Source organism: Geodermatophilus sp. CPCC 206100 (genome assembly GCF_048569675.1).
In the GTDB taxonomy this organism is placed as follows: Bacteria; Actinomycetota; Actinomycetes; order Mycobacteriales; family Geodermatophilaceae; genus Geodermatophilus.
Genome location: NZ_JAQISV010000028.1, coordinates 25,031 through 46,836, shown reverse-complemented (window position 1 = coordinate 46,836; position 21,806 = coordinate 25,031). Strand labels below are relative to the sequence as shown.

General features: G+C 72.2%; 22 protein-coding genes and 1 other RNA gene. 16 read left to right on the top strand and 7 right to left on the bottom strand.

All coding sequences use genetic code 11. The features are described 5' to 3' along the window. The first annotated feature begins 22 nt into the window (after positions 1-22). Positions 23-613, top strand: a complete 591-nt coding sequence (locus tag PGN05_RS14230) for a dihydrofolate reductase family protein (RefSeq protein WP_419753208.1) — start codon at positions 23-25, stop codon at positions 611-613. A gap of 15 nt (positions 614-628) precedes the next feature. Here the strand turns inward: PGN05_RS14230 and PGN05_RS14225 are convergent, their stop codons facing one another. Continuing rightward, positions 629-1,069 carry an SRPBCC family protein gene (locus tag PGN05_RS14225; protein WP_419753207.1) on the bottom strand — a complete coding sequence of 147 codons (441 nt, stop codon included), beginning with the start codon at positions 1,067-1,069 and terminating at the stop codon, positions 629-631. A 160-nt stretch (positions 1,070-1,229) separates the two neighbouring features. Here PGN05_RS14225 and nadA point away from each other — a divergent pair, with 160 nt between their 5' ends. Beyond that, positions 1,230-2,261 (top strand): quinolinate synthase NadA, encoded by a 1,032-nt coding sequence (gene nadA / locus PGN05_RS14220; RefSeq protein ID WP_419753206.1) that lies wholly within the window; start codon positions 1,230-1,232, stop codon positions 2,259-2,261. A 75-nt stretch (positions 2,262-2,336) separates the two neighbouring features. Here the strand turns inward: nadA and PGN05_RS14215 are convergent, their stop codons facing one another. The 3 genes from PGN05_RS14215 to PGN05_RS14205 all read right to left on the bottom strand — a co-directional run bounded on the left by PGN05_RS14215 (position 2,337) and on the right by PGN05_RS14205 (position 5,829). After that, entirely contained in the window at positions 2,337-2,549 is a 213-nt protein-coding gene (locus PGN05_RS14215; RefSeq protein WP_419753205.1) for a hypothetical protein, read from the bottom strand. A gap of 164 nt (positions 2,550-2,713) precedes the next feature. Then, positions 2,714-5,002: a putative bifunctional diguanylate cyclase/phosphodiesterase gene (locus PGN05_RS14210; protein WP_419753204.1), complete on the bottom strand. Its 2,289-nt coding sequence runs from the start codon at positions 5,000-5,002 to the stop codon at positions 2,714-2,716. Between the two features lie 71 nt (positions 5,003-5,073). Next, positions 5,074-5,829 (bottom strand): sulfite exporter TauE/SafE family protein, encoded by a 756-nt coding sequence (locus tag PGN05_RS14205; RefSeq protein ID WP_419753203.1) that lies wholly within the window; start codon positions 5,827-5,829, stop codon positions 5,074-5,076. A gap of 75 nt (positions 5,830-5,904) precedes the next feature. Here PGN05_RS14205 and PGN05_RS14200 point away from each other — a divergent pair, with 75 nt between their 5' ends. The 4 genes from PGN05_RS14200 (at position 5,905) to rnpB (ending at position 8,399) form a co-directional block, all read left to right on the top strand. Continuing rightward, a complete protein-coding gene (locus tag PGN05_RS14200) occupies positions 5,905-6,609 on the top strand; it encodes an alpha/beta fold hydrolase (RefSeq protein ID WP_419753202.1) in 705 nt (234 codons plus the stop codon). 29 nt (positions 6,610-6,638) lie between these two features. Then, complete coding sequence (locus PGN05_RS14195) at positions 6,639-7,196, top strand: dihydrofolate reductase family protein (RefSeq protein WP_419753201.1); 558 nt, start codon at positions 6,639-6,641, stop codon at positions 7,194-7,196. Positions 7,197-7,235: 39 nt separating this feature from the next. Beyond that, on the top strand, positions 7,236-7,955 hold the full coding sequence (locus tag PGN05_RS14190) for a PIG-L deacetylase family protein (protein WP_419753200.1): 720 nt from the start codon (positions 7,236-7,238) through the stop codon (positions 7,953-7,955). Between the two features lie 29 nt (positions 7,956-7,984). After that, positions 7,985-8,399: RNase P RNA component class A (rnpB, locus tag PGN05_RS14185), an RNA gene on the top strand. Between the two features lie 46 nt (positions 8,400-8,445). Here rnpB and PGN05_RS14180 read toward each other — a convergent pair. Together PGN05_RS14180 and PGN05_RS14175 are read right to left on the bottom strand one after the other, a co-directional pair. Beyond that, the gene (locus PGN05_RS14180) at positions 8,446-9,582 is read right to left on the bottom strand and encodes a tyrosine-type recombinase/integrase (RefSeq protein WP_419753199.1); all 1,137 of its coding nucleotides are present in this window, start codon (positions 9,580-9,582) and stop codon (positions 8,446-8,448) included. Further along, complete coding sequence (locus tag PGN05_RS14175) at positions 9,575-10,162, bottom strand: helix-turn-helix domain-containing protein (RefSeq protein WP_419753198.1); 588 nt, start codon at positions 10,160-10,162, stop codon at positions 9,575-9,577. Before PGN05_RS14175 ends, PGN05_RS14180 begins: the two co-directional genes overlap by 8 nt. A 160-nt stretch (positions 10,163-10,322) precedes the next feature. Between PGN05_RS14175 and PGN05_RS14170 the strand changes: the two genes are divergently transcribed. The 10 genes from PGN05_RS14170 to PGN05_RS14125 all read left to right on the top strand — a co-directional run bounded on the left by PGN05_RS14170 (position 10,323) and on the right by PGN05_RS14125 (position 21,192). Beyond that, positions 10,323-10,514: a helix-turn-helix transcriptional regulator gene (locus PGN05_RS14170; protein ID WP_419753197.1), complete on the top strand. Its 192-nt coding sequence runs from the start codon at positions 10,323-10,325 to the stop codon at positions 10,512-10,514. A gap of 5 nt (positions 10,515-10,519) precedes the next feature. Further along, positions 10,520-11,518 carry an AAA family ATPase gene (locus PGN05_RS14165; protein WP_419753196.1) on the top strand — a complete coding sequence of 333 codons (999 nt, stop codon included), beginning with the start codon at positions 10,520-10,522 and terminating at the stop codon, positions 11,516-11,518. Between the two features lie 415 nt (positions 11,519-11,933). Further along, positions 11,934-13,304, top strand: a complete 1,371-nt coding sequence (locus PGN05_RS14160; protein ID WP_419753195.1) for a helicase-related protein — start codon at positions 11,934-11,936, stop codon at positions 13,302-13,304. A 298-nt stretch (positions 13,305-13,602) separates the two neighbouring features. After that, positions 13,603-14,079 carry a hypothetical protein gene (locus tag PGN05_RS14155; RefSeq protein WP_419753194.1) on the top strand — a complete coding sequence of 159 codons (477 nt, stop codon included), beginning with the start codon at positions 13,603-13,605 and terminating at the stop codon, positions 14,077-14,079. Between the two features lie 323 nt (positions 14,080-14,402). Further along, positions 14,403-14,750 (top strand): hypothetical protein, encoded by a 348-nt coding sequence (locus tag PGN05_RS14150; RefSeq protein WP_419753193.1) that lies wholly within the window; start codon positions 14,403-14,405, stop codon positions 14,748-14,750. Positions 14,751-14,752: 2 nt separating this feature from the next. Next, positions 14,753-15,097, top strand: a complete 345-nt coding sequence (locus PGN05_RS14145; protein ID WP_419753192.1) for a hypothetical protein — start codon at positions 14,753-14,755, stop codon at positions 15,095-15,097. A 42-nt stretch (positions 15,098-15,139) separates the two neighbouring features. Then, a complete protein-coding gene (locus tag PGN05_RS14140) occupies positions 15,140-17,596 on the top strand; it encodes an ATP-binding protein (protein ID WP_419753191.1) in 2,457 nt (818 codons plus the stop codon). Further along, complete coding sequence (locus tag PGN05_RS14135) at positions 17,593-19,251, top strand: DEAD/DEAH box helicase family protein (protein WP_419753190.1); 1,659 nt, start codon at positions 17,593-17,595, stop codon at positions 19,249-19,251. The genes PGN05_RS14140 and PGN05_RS14135 overlap by 4 nt, the downstream gene beginning before the upstream one ends. Next, positions 19,248-19,898 (top strand): hypothetical protein, encoded by a 651-nt coding sequence (locus PGN05_RS14130; RefSeq protein WP_419753189.1) that lies wholly within the window; start codon positions 19,248-19,250, stop codon positions 19,896-19,898. The genes PGN05_RS14135 and PGN05_RS14130 overlap by 4 nt, the downstream gene beginning before the upstream one ends. Next, positions 19,888-21,192, top strand: a complete 1,305-nt coding sequence (locus PGN05_RS14125; protein WP_419753188.1) for a DNA cytosine methyltransferase — start codon at positions 19,888-19,890, stop codon at positions 21,190-21,192. Before PGN05_RS14130 ends, PGN05_RS14125 begins: the two co-directional genes overlap by 11 nt. A 76-nt stretch (positions 21,193-21,268) precedes the next feature. On the opposite strand, the gene PGN05_RS14120 is transcribed toward PGN05_RS14125, so the two are convergent. Further along, positions 21,269-21,700 carry a very short patch repair endonuclease gene (locus tag PGN05_RS14120; protein ID WP_419753187.1) on the bottom strand — a complete coding sequence of 144 codons (432 nt, stop codon included), beginning with the start codon at positions 21,698-21,700 and terminating at the stop codon, positions 21,269-21,271. Positions 21,701-21,806: the final 106 nt, after the last annotated feature.

Below are 21,806 nucleotides of genomic sequence, written 5' to 3'. Positions count from 1 at the left end.
CGACGGGACAGGAGGCACGACGATGGGCAGGGCGATCCTCTTCGCGGCGGTCTCTCTCGACGGGTACGTCGCGCGGCGCGACGACTCGGTGGGGCCGCTGTTCGACTGGTACGGCAACGGCGACGTCGAGATGACGTTCAGCGACGAGTCGCGGCCCTTCCGCGTCACGCAGCAGACCGCCGACTTCCTGCAGGCCACGGCACCCCGGATGGCGGCGATGGTCTGCGGGCGCCGGCTGTTCGACCACACCAACGGCTGGGAGGGGGTGCCCCCCAACGGCGAGCAGGTCTTCGTCGTCACCCACCGGCCGGTGGACGACTGGCCGCACCTCGGCACGGCGCCGTTCACCTTCGTGCCGGACGTGCGCAGCGCGATCGAGCAGGCCAAGGCCTCCGCCGGGGACGGCGACGTCTCGGTCACCGCCGGCGACGTGGGCGGGCAGGCGTTCCAGGAGGGGCTGATCGACCAGGTGGTGCTCAACCTGGTGCCGGTCGTCCTCGGCTCCGGCCGCCCGTTCTTCGGCTCCGGCGGCGCGGCCGAGGTGCTGCTCGAGGACCCGCGGGTGGTCGAGGGCCGGCGGGTCACCCACCTCGTCTACGACGTCCGCCGCTGACGCGGCCGGCGCGCCTCAGACCCGCTGCGCCGCGACGACGGCGGGGATGCGGGCGAGGTCGGCGTCCATCGTCCGCCGGTACCCCGGCACGAGCAGGGGATGGACCAGGCGGAAGAGGCCGTGCGGCACGACGGTGAGCTCCTCGGTGACCAGCGAGGTCCCGTCGGGCTGGGCCGTCACCGTCCGCCGTCCCCGCAGTGTCATCTGCCGCGAGCCGCCCTCGAAGGCGAACCCGTCCGGCCCGGCCTCGACGACCTCGCTCGGCGTGACGAAGGTCAGCCCGGCGACGCGGAGCCGCTCGACGGCGCGCTGCCCGACCCGGGCCGGACCCGGCGGGTCCACCTCCATGTGGGTCACGGCGGGGCGCCACTCGCGGTCGCGGGTCAGGTCCAGCACGACCGCGGCCGTCGCCTCGACGGGTGCCGGCACGGCCACACGGGACGTCAGGGTCGTCATGCGGGGGATCGCAACACCGGCCGGTGGGCCGGTCGAGGGTCGATGGTCCCGCGGGAAGGGCGGGCAGTGGGACGGCGTTGCACGAGGTGCGCCACGACACACCCGGCCGACCCGTGGCCCGGGAGATCATGGGCCCGCACGCCCCGACCCGAGGAGTCCAGTGACCGCGACCATCGCGCCCGCCACGTCCGCCGTCGTCGGTGACGAGCGCACCCTGTCGCCCGCCGAGTACGAGACCTGGGCCGCGGAGGTGCGCCGGCTGGCCGAGGAGCGCGGCGCGGTGATCCTGGCGCACAACTACCAGGTGCCCGAGATCCAGGACGTCGCCCACTTCACCGGCGACTCGCTGTACCTCTCCCGCGTCGCGGCCCAGACCGACGCCCGCGAGATCGTCTTCTGCGGCGTCCACTTCATGGCCGAGACGGCGAAGATCCTCTCGCCGGGCAAGACCGTGCTGCTGCCCGACCACGCCGCCGGCTGCTCGCTGGCCGACTCGATCACCGCCGACCAGCTGCGCGAGTGGAAGGCCCAGTACCCGGGCGCCGTCGTCGTCAGCTACGTGAACACGACCGCGGCGGTGAAGGCCGAGACCGACATCTGCTGCACGTCGTCCAACGCCGCGGACGTGCTCCGCTCGATCCCGGCCGACCGGGAGATCCTCTTCTGCCCCGACCAGTTCCTCGGCGCGCACGTCAAGCGGGTCACCGGGCGCGAGAACATCCACATCTGGGCCGGCGAGTGCCACGTGCACGCCGGGATCAGCCCGGCCGACGTCCGCGCCCAGGTGGCCGCCCACCCCGACGCCGAGATCCTCGTGCACCCCGAGTGCGGCTGCACCACCTCGGTGCTCGACCTGGTGAGCCACGGCGACCTGCCGGCCGACCGCACCCGCGTGCTGTCCACGGGCGGCATGGTCGAGGAGGCGGCACGGACGACGGCGAGCCAGGTGCTGGTCGCCACCGAGGTCGGCATCCTGCACCAGCTGCGGGGGCTCAACAGCGGGACGTCGTTCATCCCGATGAACGACCGCGCCGCCTGCCGCTACATGAAGATGATCACGCCGGCCAAGCTGCTGCAGACGCTGCGCACCGGCGAGGGTGCGATCGACGTGGACCCGGAGACCGCCGCACGGGCCCGCCGCGCGGTCGAGGCGATGATCGCCATCGGCGAGCCCGGCCGCGGCGGCGAGTGAGAGGTCATCGAGGGATAGGAGGCAATACCCGCGTCCGCGGCGCGAGGACGCAGGTATTGCCTCCTATACCTCGCCTCAGCGGAGGACGTCGTCGGAGATGTCGGCGACGATCGCCTTGAACGTGCGGGTGTCCACCTCGTCGTCGACCGTGACGCGCACGATGTCGGAGACCTGCTGCGGGGACGTCGGGCGGACGGCCGCCGCGCGGGCGGCGGCGATGAGGTGCAGCTGCTGGACCCGGGCGGTGCCGCTCGCGTGCCGGACCGGGGAGAGTCGGTTGTCGCGCATGCGTTCGACGGTAGGCAGCCGCCGGACGGGAACCGGGGACGGCGGGTGTGTGTCCGCGCGGACGGGGACCCGTCCGTCACACCGACCCCACCGGTGGCCGCGGTCACAGCACGCGCAGCGCGGCCGGCGGCACCCGTCGGCCGCCCGCGACCGCGGCGGCGCGCCTACGACCGCAGCAGCAGGGGCGACCGCGGGGTGTCCGTGGCCTGGGCGGCCAGCCAGGCCTCCAGCCGGTCGGCGGGCAGCGGGGGCGAGTGCAGGAAGCCCTGGCTCTCGTCGCAGCCGAGCCCGGCCAGGTGCGCCAGCGTCGCCGGGTGCTCCACGCCCTCGGCGACGACCCGCAGTCCCAGCCGGTGCGCCAGCGTGACGGTACTCGCGACGATGGCCTCGTTGCGGGCGTCGGTGAGCAGGTCGGCGGTGAAGGACCGGTCCAGCTTGAGCTCGGCCACCGGCAGCACGCGCAGGTAGGACAGCGACGAGTAGCCGGTGCCGAAGTCGTCGATGCTCACCGTCACGCCGAGCTCGGCGAGCCGGCCGACCACCGCCAGGCTGCGGTCCGGGTCGCTGAGCAGCACGCTCTCGGTGACCTCGAGGACCAGGCGCTCCGGTGGCAGGCCGGAGCCCGCGAGGAGCCTCGCGACCCGGCACGGCAGGTCGGTGTCCAGCAGGTTGCTCGCCGACAGGTTCACCGACACCCGCAGGTCCAGGCCGCGGTCGCGCCAGTCGGCGGCCTGCGCCACCGCCTGCCGCAGCACCTCGTCGGTCAGGCTGCGCATGAGTCCGTGCACCTCGGCCAGCGGCAGGAACTCGGCCGGGCCGAGGAGGCCGCGCACGGGGTGCGCCCAGCGCACCAGCGCCTCCACCCCGACGGTGCGACCGGTGACGACGTCGACCTGCGGCTGGTGGTGCAGCACGAGCTGGCCGGCGCCCAGCCCGGCCCGCAGCTCCTCGACCAGGGCCAGGTGGCGGCTGCTGTCCCCGTGCTGGGCGCTGTCGTAGACCGCCACGCCGGTGCCGGTCCGCTTGGCGTCGTACATGGCCGCGTCGGCCCACTGCAGGAGCAGCTCGGTGCCGCCGGCGCCCTCGCCCGGGGGCCGGCCGCTGCAGCAGGCCAGGCCGATGCTGGCCGCGACGTGCACCGACATGCCGCCCACGCGGAACGGCGCGGCCAGCTGGTCGGCCAGCCGGCGGCCCAGCGCGGCCGCGGCGTCCTCGGGCGCGACGCCGGCGTCCATCGGCGCGACGACCGCGAACTCGTCCCCGCCGAGGCGCCCGAGGACGTCGCCGGGCCGCAGCATCGGCTTCAGCCGGGCCGCGACCAGGCGCAGCAGCTCGTCGCCCGCGGAGTGGCCGAGGCCGTCGTTGACCTCCTTGAACTTGTCGAGGTCGAGCAGCGCGAAGGCCAGCGGGGAGCGCCGGTCGCACAGCTGGCCGACCCGGCGCAGGACGGCCCGCCGGTTGGCCAGGCCGGTCAACTCGTCGGTGAGGGCCTCCCGCCGGCTGACCGCCAGCTGCGCCAGCTCCCGCACGTTGACCAGCAGGCGCACGCTGGCCCCGAGGGCCGCCAGCGAGGCGCACCAGGTGGCCGCCGGGTCGCCACCACCGAGCGCCGCGGCGACCAGCACCGCGGTGGCGGCGACGATGACCACGAAGGCGCCGATCGTCGACGCGGCCGGGTCGGTCGGCTGGGGGTCGGAGCGGGCCGGGCGCAGCGTGGCGGCGACGGCGAGGCACAGGGCGCCCAGCGACTCGGCCGCCGTGCCCCACCAGGCCCGCTCGCCGGTGACGAGGGCGACGCTGCTGCCCGCCAGCAGTCCGGCGAACGCCGCGGTGACCAGCCAGAGCCGCGGGTCGCGGGCCATGGAGCCGAGCGAGGCGAGGGAGGCCGCCGTCCCCACCAGGACGAAGCCGGCCGCGCACTGGGCCAGCAGCGGCTGGACCTGCGTCCAGGGCGCCTCGGCCAGCCGGCCGCCGGTGGAGTCGATGACGACGGAGGCGACGGCGACGACCGCCAGCACGGCGGCCAGCCCGTTCAGCACGTCGTTCGGGTCGGCGAGGCTGGTGCTGTGGCGGTTCCAGCGAACGAGGGCGCTGTAGAACAGCGGGAAGGCCGCGACCGGCGCCCACTGGACGCCCGCCTCGGCCGCGGCGCGGGCCCCGGGGAGGGTACCCAGCACGGCGAGGACGGCGACCACCGCGACCACGACGGCGCCGGCGAGCGCGACGCGGCCCCACACCTCGCGCTCCTGCGGCACCCGGCGGGCGCGCCACAGCAGGATCGCCGCCAGGCAGCCGAACAGCGGCAGGCCCACCGCGAGGCGGGCGGGACTGCCGGTCGCCGGCAGGGCGCCGGTCGCGGCCAGGACGATCTGGACGGTCGTGAAAGCGACGGCGATGCCGAGTGCCCGGCGTGGTGCGCCGGGCAGCAGCCGGGCACGCGCGGGAGACGGCATGCCCCCTGATCGGACGTGTGGCGGGCGGAGTTCACCGTTCGGCGGGCCGGGTCACCCCTTCGGGCCAGCAGCTACACCCGGGTGAAGAGGTACGCCGACACGAGCAGGCCGAACCCGACGATGAACAGCCGCAGCGGCGTGGCGGGGATCCGGCGGGCGACGCGGGCGCCGAGGAACCCGCCGAGCAGGCTGGCCGGTGCGGCGACGACGACCACGAGCCAGTCGACCGGGCCCCAGATGCCGAAGACCACGAGGGTGACGGTGGCGGTGACCGCCGACAGGGCGGACTTCAGCGCGTTGGCGAGCTTCAGCCGGTGCAGCCCGACCCCGAGGACGCCGACCAGGATGACGCCGAGCGCCCCGCCGAAGTAGCCGCCGTACGCGGTGGCGAGCAGCAGCGTGAGGTAGAGCCACCGCGGGTCCCGCCGGCCCCCGCCGTCCTCGTGCTGCCCGATCCGGCGGGTGAGCAGCGGCTGCACCGCCAGGAGCAGGCTGGCCAGCGCGACCAGCACGGGGACGACGAGGTCGAAGGCCTCGCTCGGCGTGGTGAGCAGCAGGACGCTGCCGGCCGTGCCGCCGACCAGGGCGACCAGTCCGAAGCGCAGCAGCCGCCCGCGCTGCCCGGCGTACTCGCTGCGGAAGCCGAGGACCCCGCCCAGGTAGCCGGGCCACTGGGCGATCGAGTTGGTGACGTTGGCGGCCACCGTGCCCAGCCCCAGCGCGACCAGCGTCGGGAAGAGGATGAGCGACCCGCCTCCGGCGATCGAGTTGATCACACCCGCGACGAGGGCGACGCCCGCCGCGATGGCCAGGTCGAGGGCGGACACGGGCGGCGAGCCTACGGCGGGTGGCGGGGACCTCGTGGACGGGTGGGGGCGAGGGCGGCGCGGCACGATGACCCGGTGGCCGACATCGTCCTCGTGCACGGCGCCTGGCACGGCTCCTGGTGCTGGCGGCGGGTGCTGCCGTTGCTGTGGGCGGCGGGGCACCGGGTCGTCCCGGTGACGCTCAGCGGCCTGGGGGAGCGGGCCCACCAGCTGTCGCCGGCGATCACCCTGGCCACGCACGTGGCGGACGTCGTCACCGCCGTCCGAGCCGAGGAGTGCGCGGACGCCGTGCTCGTCGGGCACAGCTACGGCGGGGTGGTGGTGACCGGCGCGGCCGACCGGCTCGGCGGAGAGGTGGGCCGGCTGGTGTACGTCGACGCCGTCGTCCCGGAGCCGGGGGACTGCTGGTCGACGCAGAACCCGCCGTCGGTCCAGGCCGCGCGGCGGGCGGCGATCGCGGCCACCGGCACCATCCCGCCCCCGCCGCCGTCGGCGTTCGGTCTGGAGGGCGCCGACGGCGAGTGGGTGGCGCGGCGGCAGACCCCGCAGCCGGGCGGCGTCTACGACGACCCGCTGACCTTCGACGCCGTCCGGTGGGCGGCCCGCCCGCGGACCTACGTCGCCTGCACCTCGCCGGCGCTGCCCACCATCGACCCGTCGCGGCAGCTGGTGCGCGGTCAGCCGGGCTGGGAGGTCGTGGAGCTCGCCACCGGACACGACCCGATGGTCAGCGCGCCGGAGGAGCTGGCGGCGGTGTTGCTGGACGTCGCCGGACGATGACTCCCGGGTGCCGGCGGCGTCCTACCTGCATGGGACGCATCGTCATCACCCAGAACGCCACGCTGGACGGGGTCGTGGAGGCCCTCGGCGGGTGGTTCGACCCGACCGAGGAGGCGGCGGACGCCGACGACCAGCTCGCCGTCGTGCAGGAGCACATGGCCGCCCAGACCGGGTTCCTCGTCGGGCGGCGGACCTTCGAGGACATGCGGTCGTTCTGGCCGGCGCAGACCGACGACACCACCGGCGTCACGCGGCACCTGGACGAGGTCGCCAAGTACGTCGTCTCCCGCACCCTGACCGAGCCGGACTGGGCGAACACCCGCGTGCTCTCCGGGGACCCGGTGGACGAGGTGCGGGCGCTGCGGTCCTCGGCCGACGGGGAGATCGGGGTGACCGGGAGCATCACGCTCTGCCACGCCCTGATCGCCGCGGACCTCGTCGACGAGTACCGGCTGTTCGTGTACCCGCGGGTGCTGGGCCGCGGTCGTCGGCTGTTCCCCGACGGCACCGACGTCCGGCTGCACCTGGTCTCGGCGCAGGGGTTCCGATCCGGGATCACCCTGCTCGTCCACCGGCCGGCGCGCTGACGTCCACCGGACGTCGTCCCCCGGGAGCAGACTGCCGCCATGCCACCCCTGCCCATGCCCGGCGACTGGCAGCGCGCGCTCGTCGTCGCCGCCCACCCCGACGACATCGAGTACGGCCTGGCCGCGGCCGTCGCCGTCTGGACGGCGGCCGGCAAGGAGGTGCACTACCTGCTCGCCACCCGCGGTGAGGCGGGGATGGCCGGTCTGTCGCCGGCGGAGGCGGGGCCGCTCCGCGAGGAGGAGGAACGCCGCTCGGCCGCCGTCGTCGGGGTCTCGGAGGTCGAGTTCCTCGACCACCGGGACGGCGTGCTCGTGGCCGGACCCGAGCTGCGCCGCGACCTGGCCGGCGCGATCCGCCGGCACCGGCCGGAGCTGGTGGTCACCGGGTACTTCGGTGCGACGTGGACGCCGCCGGGGGTGTCGCCCGCGTACGTGAACTCCCCGGACCACCGGGCGCTGGGGCAGAGCGTGCTGGACGCGGTCGCCGACGCCGCCAACGAGTGGATCTTCCCGGAGCTGCCGGAGGAGCCCTGGCGCGGCGTGCAGTACATCGCGGTCAGCGAGATGCTCGACCCGCCGCACGAGGTGGACGTCGCCGACCAGGTGGACCGGGCCGTCGCCTCGCTGTGCGAGCACCGCCGGTACCTGGAGTTGATCTCGTCCGAACCCGTCGACGAGCAGGCCCGCCAGATCGTCGACATGTCCACCCTGACCGAGGACGGTCGCCGACGCGTCGGGTTCCGGCTCTACTGGGGGTGAGCGTTCTCTAGACTGGTCGGCACGACGGACGAGTCGGCTGGGCGGTCGCGTCGGCGGGGGAGACCCCGTCGCCGAGGAACGTCCGGGCTCCACAGGGCAGGGTGGTCGCTAACGGCGACCCGGGGCGACCCGCGGGACAGTGCCACAGAGAACAGACCGCCAGCTGCGCCGCTCCGGTGGCGCGACTGGTAAGGGTGAAACGGCGGTGTAAGAGACCACCGCACACCGGGTGACCGGTGTGGCTCGGTAAACCCCACCCGGAGCAAGGTCGAGAGGGACGGCGGGCGACCGCCGTCCTGCGCAGGCGTTCGAGGGCTGCCCGCCCGATGCCTGCGGGTGGACCGCTGGAGCCTGTCGGCAACGGCAGGCCTAGATGGATGACCGCCCATCGGGACGCCGCGAGGCGCCCGGGGACAGAACCCGGCGTACAGGCCGACTCGTCCGTCGTCCTAGCCCGGAAGGGCGTCTGGCCTGTGGATATGCCCTTGCGTTACTGAGCGGCTTCCTCCTGGGGGCACACAGGGGGCACAACAGCCCCACGCCAGGCCTCGTCCACGGCCTCACGGGTCCGTTCCTCGGAGTCTGGCCAGAGGTGCGAGTAGGTGTCCAGGGTCTCCGACGCCGACGCGTGGCCCAGTCGGGCCTGGACCGTCTTCACCGATTCGCCGTGCCGGATGAGTAGGGATGCGTAGTGATGCCGGAGTCCGTGGAACGTCTCGGCGGGCGGTAGTCCGGCCGCCCGCGCGGCCGGCTGCCACACCTGGGCAGAGAACGCCGTCCGCCGAATCGGCTTCCCCGAGTCGGTGGTGAAAAGAAAGCCCTCCGCCCCGGCCGGGAACGCCGCGAGGTGGGCCGCCAGCGCGTCCACGACGACCTGGGGGAGGGGGATGGTCCGGTTTGATGCCGCAGTCTTCGGCGGCGCCAGAAACGGCTCCTTGCCCGGCACGAGGATGAGTTGCCGGTCCACGGTCACCTGGCGACGGAGGAAGTTGATCCGGTCCACGGTCAGGCCGAACACCTCGCCCTGCCGCATGCCGGTGCCGGCGGCCAGGACGAACAGCGTCCGGTACCGGTCCGGGACGGCTGCGAGGAGCGCGGCGACCGCCTCGGTGGACAGCGGCTCCACCCACTTCGGCTGCCGCTTCGGCAGCTTCGTGCCCTCACAGGGGCTCGTCGCCACCCGCCGGTCGCGGACGGCGGCCTTGAAGATCCCCGCGACGATGCGGTGGACGACGCCGACCGTCGACGGGGCGAGGCTGCCCGACAGCCGCTTGATCCAGGCCTGCACCTCGCTCGGCCGGATGTCGGCGAGCAGCCGGTGGCCGAGGTGGGGGTACACGTGACGACGCAGCATCGTCTCGTGGTGGGCCTCGGTCGTCGGGCGGTGCACCTGAGCGGCGCGCCACTCCTCGGCGTACTGCTCAAGGGTGACCTTGCCGGCCTTCGGGTCGACGTACGCGCCGGTGAGCATCGAGTGCTCGATGGACGTCGCGTAGCGGTCGGCGTCCACCTTCTTCCCGAAGGACTTCTTCCGTTGGGCCCCTGTCAGGTCGCGCCACCGGGTCTCCCACGTCACCAGGTCCGGCTTCCCGGGGCGCGGCCGAACCCGCTTGTAGACGCTAGCCACCGTGGGGCTCCGGCTTCTCGTCGACCTGCCCCGTCGAGACGGTCAGGTACCAGTTGAGGGCGTCGAAGAGCCGCTGCTTCGACACCGAGTTCTTCCCCGCCTTCGGTGCCAGGAGATTCTGGACCGCCACGACGACGGCGTGCATGTCCTCCTCCCGGCCGTACAGGAAGTTCGGGTGGAAGTTGTAGCCCCCCGTCGGGTCATGGGGACGCGCCGCCTCGTGCCACGCGTACTCGTCGTCCGGCGAGTCGGGCCGCATCGAGTCGTCGAGCCAGTAGTCCCCGCACATCCACTGCCAGGCCCTGTGCCAGTGGACAGAACGATGAGGCGTCAGCGCGACGAGGTCGTCCTCGCCCCAGGTCGGCGCCGGCATGAGCAGCTGACCCGGGGTGACGTTGAGCACGACGGCCAGCGCGACGAGGTCGTCGACGTCGACCCGGCGCTGTCCCAACTCCAGCTTCGAGAGCTGGCCCAGCTTGATCGGGTGCCCCTCCTCGGCCAGTCGCTCCGCCAGCCCACGCAGGTCGAGACCCAGTGCATGACGGAGGTCGCGGACGCGTTGGCCGATCCTCGCGGCCACAGGTTCAGTGACGGGTGTTGCGCCTGGTGCTTCTGACACGCGAGTGTTCTCCTCGATCACGAATCGCCGGTCTGCTGTTGTGGATCGGCGCGAACCATGTACGTTCTGTCTCGACGCGAACGGTAGAGCATCCGTTCACCGAATACCAGAACGGAAGACAGTGATCGACAACCTCATGACCGTCCAGGACGTGGCCGCCTACCTCGGCGTGCCGGTGGCCACCGTGTACCAGTGGAACTCGCGGGGGCAGGGGCCCACGCGCTACCGGCTGGGCAGGCACGTGCGCTACCGCCGGTCCGACGTGGAGGCCTGGGTCGACCAGCAGGCCGCCCCCGTCTTCGCACCAGCGTGACGGCCATGACCGCGGTGGCGCTCTCGATCCCGGGCGGGTCGACCTGGGGTCTGGAGCCACCCCGAACTGCGAGGCAGGTACTGGGGGAGATGGTGGGCCGCCCCGCCTTCCTCCTGGACGGACTGATCCATCCGACGGCAACGCTGCTGACCGGGCCGCCGAAGTCGGGCAAGAGCTTCCTCGTCGTGGAGTGGGTCGAGGCCCTCACCACGGGCCAGGAGTGGCACAGCAGGGCGGCGCCCGTGTCTGCTCGTGCGCTTGTCCTTCCCACGGACCCCGGTGGCTTCGAGGAGTACGCCGGCCGCCTTCAGTCACACGTCCTCGACGACGTGGAACTGGCTCACCCGCCCCGGCCAGGCGACCTGGAGGGCTGGGGCCGCCTAGCGCGCTACGCCCTCGACGAGGGCGTCGGCCTGGTCGTCCTCGACAACCTCTACGGCTACAACCCCACCGCGGACATCAACAACAACGGCGACGTGGGCGTCACGCTCGCAGGGCTCGGTGAGCTGGCGCGAGCCGGCGTCCCGTACCTGACCGTGCACCACCCGGCCAAGGGCGTGAAGGCCGGCTATGCCGGGACCGCCAGCATCGAGGCGCACTTCCGGCACCTCGTCTACATGGACGCGGGGGGCCGGTTGACCATCCGGGGCAACACGGTCACTCCGCACGCGCTGCAACTCGTCCGCGGCCCGGATGGTCGCACCGTCGAGGCGATCACCCGCGAGTCGTCGACCAGCAGTGCCGGCTCCAGCGTGAAGGTCCACAAGGCCACGCCGCGCCAGCAGTTCCGCGAGCGCCAGGTGGCCCAGGCAACACCCCTGCTGGCCGAGATGCCCGGTGACATCTCCGACCGGGAGAAGGCTCGTCGCCTCATCGGCGCGGTCGAGGGGATCAACACGGAGGGCAAGGCGCGCACGCTCTTCGACCTCGTCGAGGGTCGTCACGCGGAGGCCGCCCAACGGCAGCCGCACCTCGACGCGTCGAACGCCTCGACCACCGGCTGACCACGTGGCTAGGTCCCTGGCTGCCAGGGGTGGCTGGCTGGCTGACTCTCCCCCCCACACCCCCCCTCTCGACCAACCGACAAACACCCGGTAGCCCGCCCTCAAGGCGGGCGCGGTACCCGGCCCGACCGGCGCCCCATGTAGGGCGCCTGACCAGGGCCGACACCCGTCTACGCCGCTGCGCCGAGGCGCAGCTCAGAGGCCTCGACCCCGGGTCGAGGCCCAGGGTCCCTCGACCGAGCGCCACGCAGGGCGCTCGAAACCTATCGGCCTACCGGTCGAGGCCACGCGCGAAGCGCGACAGATCTCACTGAGCGGGGCCGTGGAGGCCCGCAACCCATCACCCACCCGACCGCCAGCAGGCGCTGGCGGCTCATCAGCCACGCCCTCGGACAGAGGGCAGGAAGGAACCACGTTGAACCCCGACCACCTCCAGTACCTCGACTACGGGCAGCTCCACGAGGGTCGCCTGCGGCAGCACCAGGCCGACGGGGTCGCCTTCATGATGGCGACGCCGAAGACGATGTGCGCCGACCCCGTCGGTGCCGGCAAGACTGTCCAGGCCGCCGGCGTCATCGCCCACCTGGTCGAGGCCGGCGTCGTCGACCCCTCGCGCCCCGTCCTGTGGCTGACGTCCGACAGCCAGCTCGCCCACCAGACCACCGTCGAGCTGAGGCGCTTCCTGCCGGGACTGACCGTCCGGTGCCTGGCCGGACGCCGGGACCTCGACTCGCGCGCCAACGAGGACGTCCGCCGGCTGGCGCTCAACACGCCCGCTCACGTCAAGGTCATGACGTTCTCGCAGTGGCTGGCCCGGCACACCCTCTGGGAGGGGCCCCGTCCCGTCGTCATCCTCGACGAGGTGTCGCAGCTGAAGGGCGGGGGGAAGCAGCACGCCGCCGTGCTGCAGGCGACCTCAACGGCTGAGCGGGTGCACGCCTTCACGGCCACCCTCTACGAGAACAGCCCGATGGACGTGTGGCACGTCTACGCTCTGTTGCACCTGCCGCACCTACCTGGCTGGGCCGCCTTCGCGCAGCAGTACGTCCAGTGGCAGGTCTTCGACAACGGCCGCCGTCCGACCGGCTGGCTCAACCCCGGTGCTGCCGCAGCCTTCCGCGACCTCACCGCCGGGCACTACTTCCGCCGCGCCGAGGCCCTTGCCGACCTCCTGCGGCCGGAGTACGTGCGCCACGACGAGTGGGTGCCCCCGTCCAACACGCAAGCAAGTCAGCTCCGCTGGGCCGACACCCACATCAAGGACCCACTGGCCCGGCAGCAGCGGCACCGCGCCGTCGTCACCGGGCAGCCCGGTGGCCTGAGCACGAGGGCTAAGCACGCGGCCTACCTGATCAACCGGTTGGCGACCGCTGATCCAATGACCAAGGTGCTGCTCATCGCCGAGAGCCTTGACGAGCTGGACGCCATCGCCAACGACCTCAAGGAGCTGCGCATCGGCTACGTGGAGCTGCGGGGCAGTACCGGCAAGGGCGACCGGCCGGGACTCGTCGAAGAATTCCGCGACGACCCGAACATGCACGTCCTGCTCGGGTCGAAGGTGGTCGAGCGCGGCCTCAACTTGCAGTTCGCCGGCCACCTCGTGTCGGTGGGCGTGCCAGACAACCCTGCCCGACTGCAGCAGCAGATCGGCCGCATCGTTCGGCACGGTTCGCCCTTCGCCGAGGCGCACCACTGGGTGGTCCTCTCCGACTGCGACCTCGACCGCTCCGCGCTCAAGCGCGTCGAGCGGAAGGAGGCTGAGGCCGCGCTGCTGACCACGTCCTGACCGCCTGCGCTCCTGGGGCGTCGGTGAGCCGCCGGTGGGTCGAGGCGGCCGCTTGGGCCGCACCAGGTGCCCTCCTCGACGACCAGCCAGGAGGTGGCCGTGGCGAACGATGCGGTGGCAGTTGGAGCACAGCAGCGCGCGTTCGCCCCGGGGCGTGGTGGTGGCCTCGCTCACCGGCTGGGAGGTCCTGTGGTGGAGCGCGATGCCAGGCACTCACGATTAAGAGGTCTCACAATCTCTATCCAGTGTATTTAGAGTCTGTGGAGTTGGCGCATAACAAACTGGAGTCGCAGTGAGCATGAGCAGCGCGATCATCGTGGACACCGAGGAGCTGGACGCCGGCACCGTGGACAAGCTTCGCGCGGCCATCGCCGCAGTGCTGGCAGAGGCCGGCGCCTTCGAGCCGGATCCGGCTGCGGTGCTGGGGTGGAGCCCGGCCGCGATCGCCGAGTTCGGCGCCCGGCTGGCGGCCCGAAACCGGACGGTCCAGCTCGCCGCCCTGCGCCACGCCGCGGACAACGGGGGTTCGGTGGACCGCGACACGGTCTACAGGCTCGGCGGCTACGCGCCCGAGCGGAGCCTCAACGGCTTCACCAAGCCGGTCAAGGGTGTAATGCGGGAACTGGTCGCTGAGGGGATGCTGCCGGCCGACGCCCCCCACCCGCTCGCGCCCCGCTACGACCCGGCCGCCAGCTCCATTCAGCGCGCCCAAGGGTTCGAGATGCCTGCCGAACTCGCCGGCCTGTTTGCCACAAACCTCGGCGGCGGCGCGTGAGCGCGGGGGCCGCGATAGCGGGGCGCCCCGCCGACGGCGGGCGCGTCTGTCCCGCGTGCGGGAGTGGCGACAACCTCGGGCGGGCCAGGTTCATCCCGGGTGGGCTGCTGCAGTTCACCTGCACTGGGCGCCACGCCGACGGCAATTCGCGGACCGTCACCGTGACCCCGTCCACGCCGCCAGCGGCCCCACCTGTCCGACAGCGCCCGGCAGGCGGCGGGGAAGGACGGACGCGGCAGCGCGCACATCAGCCGGTGAGCGGGGACCTGGTGAGCCCGCTGCGGGACTGTTTCCGTGTAGAAGACGGGTGGACCGAGTACGGGGTGATCGAGCACCGCCTGCTGCTGCTGGCCCCCGCCGTGCTGGCGCGGCACGTGGCCGACCACGGGCACATCGCCCTGGGGAGCAGCAGCAAGGGCAACTCGGCCAGCAACCACCGGGTTATCCCTGCGCTACAACAGCTGCGCCGCGACGGGCTGCTGCACAGCCGAATCGCCCCGGCCACCGGGCAGGCGTGGGAGCGCAGCGGCGGGATCAGCTACTGGTCCCTCGACCCGCACGCCACCGCCACCCTCACCTGGGCGGAATACTGCGCGGCCAACGGTCGGACGGACGGCTTCACCGACGCCGACCGCACCGCACTGGCCGGCGGCGCCACGGGTGGGGAGTGAGCATGCTCAGCTACGAGGAGACGATGGCCGTCGGCCAGGCTCAGTACCAGGACGTCATCGACGCGCTAACCGCTGCGGGCCTGCCGACGACCTTCACCCAGACCGGCGGCATGAACGCCGCGCTGGAGGTCCTCCTCGACGGAGGCCACTCCCTCCTGGTCACCGACGCCGATGACTCGCTGTCCTGGTCGCGTGCCGAGCAGGCCGGCTGGAGCGTGTGCCTGTACCCACCGGCGGACCAGTACGACGGCACCCCCGTAGCGTCGGCCACGACGAGGGACACCACCGTCGAGGACCTCCTCGCGTTGGTCCGCCAGGTGCTGGAACGGGGGGTCGCCGACCTCTGAAGAGGCCCGGCAACCGCCGCGCCGACGGGGGTCTTGTCGGGGGTGGCTGACAAGATGGGCCCGCTTTTGGTGAGGCAGGGCAACGTCACGGGGGAACAGATGTCGGCTACCAGCGAACCGTCCACCATCAACGTCGAGCCGCACCCGCGGCTGCTCGGGGTTCTGGGGGACATCGAACTCGCCCCGTGGCAGTGCATCGCCGAGCTCGTGGACAACGCGTTCGACGAGTTCCTCCGCCAGCACGGTGGGCCGGGGGACCTCACCGCCGAGGGGGAGGCGCCAACGGTCACGGTGACCCTGCCCTCGAAGGGGAGCGGTCCCCGCGACGGGGAGGTGTGGGTCAGCGACAACGGCCCCGGCATGAGCCGGGACCAGCTGCGGTCGGCCCTACGGGCGGGGTGGTCGAGCAACGACCGCGTGGGCCGCCTGGGGCTTTACGGCGTGGGCTTCAACATCGCCACCGCCCGGCTCGGCCACGTCGCGGTCGTCAAGACCGCACGGTCGGGGGACCCGGCGTGGACGGTGGTCACCCTGGACCTGCGGGCGCTGGCCAAGGGCGACCACTACGACCTGCCTTTGACCACCGAGCCCAAGAAGGCCCCCGGCGAGCACGGCACCGTCGTGGTCATCCGCGACCTCAAGCCCGAGCACCACGAGACCCTGAGTCGGCGACAGGCCAAGATCAAGGACAACCTCGGCGACGTCTACAGCCACCTGCTGGCCGAGCGCGGGTTCGTCCTCAATGTCGACCGCTACCCGGTCAAGCCTCGACTGGCCTGCCTCTGGGACGAGAGCCGCTCGGTGGTGCGCAACGGCGAACGCATTCCCGCGGTCATCAGAATCGACGAGCAGCTGGCCGACCGGCACGTGTGCCTTGACTGCGGGACCTGGCAGGACGACCTCGACGGCCGGTGCGAGTCCTGCCAGAGCGACCGGCTCAAGGCCGAGCCCCGTCGCATCTGGGGCTGGGTGGGCATCCAGCGCTACCTGCACACGAGCGACTACGGCATCGACTTCATCCGCAACGGCCGCAAGATCCTGGTGCGCGACACCAGCATGTTCCAGTGGCAGGACCCCGACGACGCGAGTGGTCGTGGTGAGTCGGAGTACCCCTTAGAGATGCCGCGGGCCGGGCGCATCGTCGGGGAAATACACGTCGACCACGTACGGGTCAACTACCAGAAGAGCGCCTTCGATTACGACACCCCGGAGTGGAAAAAGGTCGTCCAGGTCGTACGTGGCCGCGGCCCCCTGCAGCCGAAGAAGGCGGCCGCAGCCGGATACGGGCCGAACACCTCCCCGCTGGCCCGGCTGCTTAGCGGGTACCGCCGCAACGACGCCGGACTGAACTACCTCATCCCTGGGGATGGCAAGAACGCGCTCCACGACCGGGCCCGGGAGTGGGCCCAGCTCTTCCGGAACGGCGACCCGAGGTACCAGACCGACGAGGAGTGGTACCGCGCCGCCCAGCGGCACGACGAGCCCCAGCCGACCGCCCCGGACCCCCGGGACGGCGGCGGTGCTGGCGACGCCGACGGTGGCGATGACGGCGGGGACATCTTGAAGCGCAAGGGGCTCCTGGACGACGAGCCGGGTGACACCACGACGCGCCCCGAGCCCGCGCCGGCGGTCGAGAGCGAGGAACAGCGCCGCGCCCGGTGGCGTGCCCACGGTGACCGGCTCCCGGACCTGGAGACCAAGTTCGGGCTGCCCGGACACGGCGCCCCGCTTGAGGTCACGGCCTACCTGGTCCGGAAGCAGACGCTGCAGCGGGCCGACGGCGAGCCGGTCCCGGTCTACGTCGCCGCCGACCGGGGCGCGCGGGTGGAGGTGTTTATCGACGCCGACCACAAGGTCTTCACCGACTTCGCCGTCGACACCAGGGACTTGGTGGTCATGGAGCTCGCCGAGTACCTCCGCGTGCGCAGCGGCCAGACCGAACGGGCCCTGTCCGCCCTGTTCTACGACCTGAAAGAGAAATGCCTGCCCGACCACAAGGTCAGCGGCCTGGCCCTTAACGACGTCGCCGTCCGCCTGCTAGAGCGGGTGCGGGAAGGGATGCAGCCGGTCGTCGCCGGCAACTCGACCGGGTACTGGTCACTGCTCGCTCCAGACGAGCAGGCGAGTGCCGAGCAGAAGTACGCCCTCGAGGGAGGTACAGCCAGCTGGGAAGATGACGTGCTCACCAGCGGCGAGTGGATCTCCTACGTGCCCGGGATGGCACTGGTGCGGCTGCTCAACGCCCGCGCTGACGCCTTCCTGGACGGACGCGTCTTCCGCTCCGCCCACGATGGCCTGTCCAGCCCGGAGGCAAGGGCCATATCGGTGGAGCGCGTCGCTGACCTCCTCGGCGACGTCGCCGTCCTGGCCGACCGACCGATCAGGCGGGGGGCGGAGGAGCTGCAGCGCGGCCGGCTGTCCTGCGTGCTGCTCGAACGGGAGATCAACCCCGTCGAGCTGGACAACGGACCCCCCGGTGGGGACGGGGCGGGCGCGTGAGCGGCTCCTACCTCGACCCGCAGCTACTGCACACCGGTGGGCCGCACCGCTTCACCCGGCAACTGGAACGCCTCCTCGGGCAGCTCGGGTTCCGCGACGTGGTCAACATCGACGGCAGTGGGGATCACGGCGGTGACCTGCTGGCCACCCGCGGGGGCCGGCTCTGGGTGTTCCAAGCCAAGTGGAAGTCCCGCGGCGCCGTGGACGCCGAAGCCGTCGACGAGGTGAGCAACGCCTACGACCACTACGGGGCCAGCAGGGCGGTCGTCGTCACCAACACCCGGCCCACCGCCGGCGCGCTGCAACGCGCCCACGAACTGGCCAGGCTCGGCCGCAGGGTGGAGTTCTGGAACGGCGCGGACCTGCAGGAGCTGCTGCGCGCGGCGGAGGAACACCCCCCGATCCGGCTACGGGACTACCAAGACGACGCCGTCTCCAGCCTGTGGGCCGACCTGCGGGCCCGGCAGCGGGCGCTGCTGGTTCTGGCCACGGGATTGGGCAAGACCGTCGTCGGTGGAGAAGTCCTCAGTAGGTACCTCCGGGAGAACCCCGGGCGGGACGTGCTGGTCGTCGCGCACGCCAAGCCCCTGGTCAATCAGCTCGAACGAGCCCTCTGGCGACACCTGCCCAAACGGGTCAAGACCCAGGTACTCACGGGCGACGACAAGCCCAAGGACCTGACCGGCGTGACGTGCGCGACCACCGCCAGCGCCCTCAACGCGGTGCTGCGGGGGTGGCGCCCCGGCCTGGTCATGGTCGACGAGACCCACCACGTCGGCGAGGACGGGCAGTACGACGCCCTCCTGGCGGAGCTGGGGACCAGCCTGCAGTTCGGGGTGACCGCAACCCCGTGGCGCGGCGACAAGTACGACATCGAGTCCCGGTTTGGTGCCGCCAGCTACAAGCTCGGCATCGAGCAGGGCATGAAGCGGGGCTACCTCGCTGCGGTGGATTACCGGCTCTACGTCGACAACGTCGACTGGGACGTCGTCCGTGGCGCCAGCGAGCACCACTACTCCCTCAAGGAGCTGAACACCCGCCTGTTCCTGACCCAACGCGACGAGGCGGTCGTGGACGCCCTGCTGGAGGCATGGCACACCACCCCGAGCCCAAGGGGCATCGTCTTCTGCCAGACCATCGCCCACGCCGAGCGGATGGAGCGGCTGCTGCGCCAGGTGCCCGAGTGGTCCGGTGCTGCGGCCCTGCACGCGGACCTGCCACATCGCGACCGCCAGCAACGGCTGTTGGATTTCCGCTCCGGCCGCATCCCCCTGCTGGCTGCGGTCGACGTCCTCAACGAGGGAGTCGACGTGCCGGACGTGAACATCCTCGCCTTCGCCCGGGTCACCCACAGCCGGCGGATCTTCGTCCAGCAGCTGGGCCGCGGCCTGCGGCTGCGCGAGGGCAAGGAGAGGGTCCTCGCGCTGGACTTCGTCTCCGACATCCGGCGCGTGGCGGCGCTGCTCAACATCCGACGTCAGCTGGATGCCGAGGAGATCGAGGTTCTGCCCCGCGTACCCCAGCCTCGCATCAGCTTCAGCGATGCCAGCGTCGAGGGCCTGCTCGACCAGTGGATCAAGGACGCCGCCAGCCTGGAGACGGCCAACGACGAGGCCCGGCTCCAGTTCCTCGACCCCGACGTGATGCCGGCGTGAGCCGCGACCGCACACTCCCGGCCCACCAGCTCGCCGCGGTCGTCACCGCCCTCTACGCACGCGCGGACGACGTCGGCTGGAGCACGCTCACCCCGCAGGAACGCACCCGCCACTACGCCGAGTGGGTGGAGACGCCCGACGTCGGCAAGATCCTCGCCGCCTACATGACCCCCGAGAAGGCCCGCACCTGGATTAAGGACGGGCCGATGAAGGAGTACGTCAACGCGAGCCGCGGCACCGGCCGATACGCACGATTCGGCCGTCACGGGGGCACCGGGCCCACCGACGTCGCGGCCGCTGCCCTGGGACCAGCGGCGACCGTGGTCCCCGGCAGCCAAGGCGTCAAGCCGCCGCACTGCCTCGCCGAGGACCCGGCGGGGACCACGTCCTACCTGGCGTGGGGCGAGGCCGGGAACTTCCGCAACCTCCTGTGGGCGGCGCTGCGGGCCGCAGTCGTGGACGGGCTACCAGCCCACGTGGTCGTCCTAGAGCCACCCGGGCGCCCCACCCCTTCAGCCGACATCAAGACGCACCGCGCGATGGCGCAGCGCTGCGATCTCGGGTTGCACTACCTGCCAGAGGTGGCGGGCCGCCTCGCCGGCCCGGTGCCGGCAGGAGACGCCGACGGTGGCGACCGTGACCAGTGACCTCCTGACCCTGCCGGCCGGGGCGGCACACCTTCACATCGCACAGCACGCCGTGAGCGGGCCCAAGCTGGCGGACTTCGGTCTGGCCACCAGCGGGAGTACTGTCGACGCCCTCAGCGCGTCGACGGGACGCGGGGTCCTGCAGTCCCTCGAGCTGTTCGCCGGCGGCGGCGGCATGGCCCTCGGCATGCGGGCAGCCGGCTTCAGCCACCAGGCCCTCGTGGAGTGGTGGGCCCCCGCAGCCCGGGTCCTGCGACACAACGCCGAGCTACGACCGGAGCTCTGGAAACCAGACCAGATCGTCGAGGACGACGTGCGCCAGGTGCTCGGTGACCTCGGCGACAGGGGCCCGGTCCAGCTCATCGCCGGGGGACCCCCCTGCCAGCCGTTCTCCTTCGCCGGCGCCCACGCCGGCGACACCGACGAGCGCAACATGTTTCCGGCCGCCCTCGACACGGTCCGGCGGCTGCGCCCCCAGCTGGTCGTATTCGAGAACGTGCCCGGCCTTACCCGGCCGTCCTTCGCGCCCTACCTCGACTACGTCAAGGCCCAGCTTCGCCACCCCGATATCGCCCCACGCAGCCCCGACGAGCTGTGGTCGGACCACCACGCGCGCATCTTGGCCAGCGACGGTGAGCCGGAGTACCGCGTCTACCAGGACCTCATCGACGCCGCTGACCTGGGGGTACCGCAGAGCCGACGCCGCGTCTTCCTCATCGCCATCCGCCACGACGTCCACGGTGCGGACACGTGGACCGATGCCCCGAGGACCCATTCCCGCGACGTGCTGCTCCACCAGCAGTACGTCACCGGCGAGTACTGGGAGCGCCACGGCCTCGAGCAACCGGAGGTGCCCTTACGACAGCGAGGACACGTTCTCCGAGTCGAGCGGATCGGGGTCCCCGAGACGCTGAAGCCGTGGTCCACGCTACGTGACGCCCTCGCCGACGTCCCCGAGCCCGACGACGCCGACGAGCTTCCTGGTTGGCCGAACCACCGCGCCATTCCAGGGGCGCGTACGTACGCCAAGCACACTGGTAGTCCGCTGGACATGCCCTCCAAGACCATCAAGGCCGGCGTCCACGGCGTCAGCGGTGGAGAGGCCATGCTCCGCGAACTCGACGGCACGGTGCGCTACCTCAGTGTCCGCGAGTCCGCCCTCGTCCAAGGCTTCCCGACCGACTACGAGTTTCCCGGCCCCCGCAGCCGGGTCATGGGTGTCATCGGCAACGCCGTCGCCGTCGACGTCGCCGCAACGGTCGGCATGGCGCTCCGGGACCACACCGGACTGTGACTTTCACCCGAAGGGCGGCACCCCTCACCGAGCCCTGGCGACGGGTGGGTCACCGGGGCCGTTGGTGGAGGCCGAGTCAGCGCGTTTGCACAGGAGGGCGTGGGCCGAGGGCGATCTCGACCCTGCCGGCGGCCGCGTCGAGCGGCTCGTGCTCCCACACACGGACCACCCGCCAACCCTCCGCGGCCAATTGTTCGTCTGTATCACGATCCCGGGCGGCGTTCCCTGCCAGCTTCTTTCGCCACCAGTCGACGTTGCTCCGGGGCACCCGACCGTGCTCCGGGCAGGCATGCCAGAAGCAACCGTCGACGAACACCGCCAGTCGGTGACGGGGGAAAACTAGGTCGGCGCGGCGACGCACCCCGCGCAGGGGGGCGCGGTCGACGAAGAACCTGCGACCCCGGCGGTGCAGCTCCTGGCGGAGCGCCAGTTCGGGCCGGGTGTCGCGCCGCCGCTGGGTCTGCATCCTCGCCCGCGTCGCCGGACTGGAGGGCGTCAGCGGGAACACCACTTGATCATGCGCCCCGTCCAGCGGACAAGCAGCGCGGTGTCGGCGTGGCGAAGAGACGGCCCGGGAGCCGGAGTCCTTCTGCCGAGTCACGATTCGCCCGGCT

Coding starts and splice junctions, on each gene's coding strand:
- PGN05_RS14225 (WP_419753207.1), bottom strand. CDS start 1,069: ATGACGACCCTGACGTCCCGTGTGGCCGTGCCGGCACCCGTCGAGGCG.
- PGN05_RS14190 (WP_419753200.1), top strand. CDS start 7,236: ATGCCACCCCTGCCCATGCCCGGCGACTGGCAGCGCGCGCTCGTCGTC.
- PGN05_RS14215 (WP_419753205.1), bottom strand. CDS start 2,549: ATGCGCGACAACCGACTCTCCCCGGTCCGGCACGCGAGCGGCACCGCC.
- PGN05_RS14195 (WP_419753201.1), top strand. CDS start 6,639: ATGGGACGCATCGTCATCACCCAGAACGCCACGCTGGACGGGGTCGTG.
- PGN05_RS14145 (WP_419753192.1), top strand. CDS start 14,753: ATGCTCAGCTACGAGGAGACGATGGCCGTCGGCCAGGCTCAGTACCAG.
- PGN05_RS14210 (WP_419753204.1), bottom strand. CDS start 5,002: ATGCCGTCTCCCGCGCGTGCCCGGCTGCTGCCCGGCGCACCACGCCGG.
- PGN05_RS14155 (WP_419753194.1), top strand. CDS start 13,603: ATGAGCAGCGCGATCATCGTGGACACCGAGGAGCTGGACGCCGGCACC.
- PGN05_RS14230 (WP_419753208.1), top strand. CDS start 23: ATGGGCAGGGCGATCCTCTTCGCGGCGGTCTCTCTCGACGGGTACGTC.
- PGN05_RS14165 (WP_419753196.1), top strand. CDS start 10,520: ATGACCGCGGTGGCGCTCTCGATCCCGGGCGGGTCGACCTGGGGTCTG.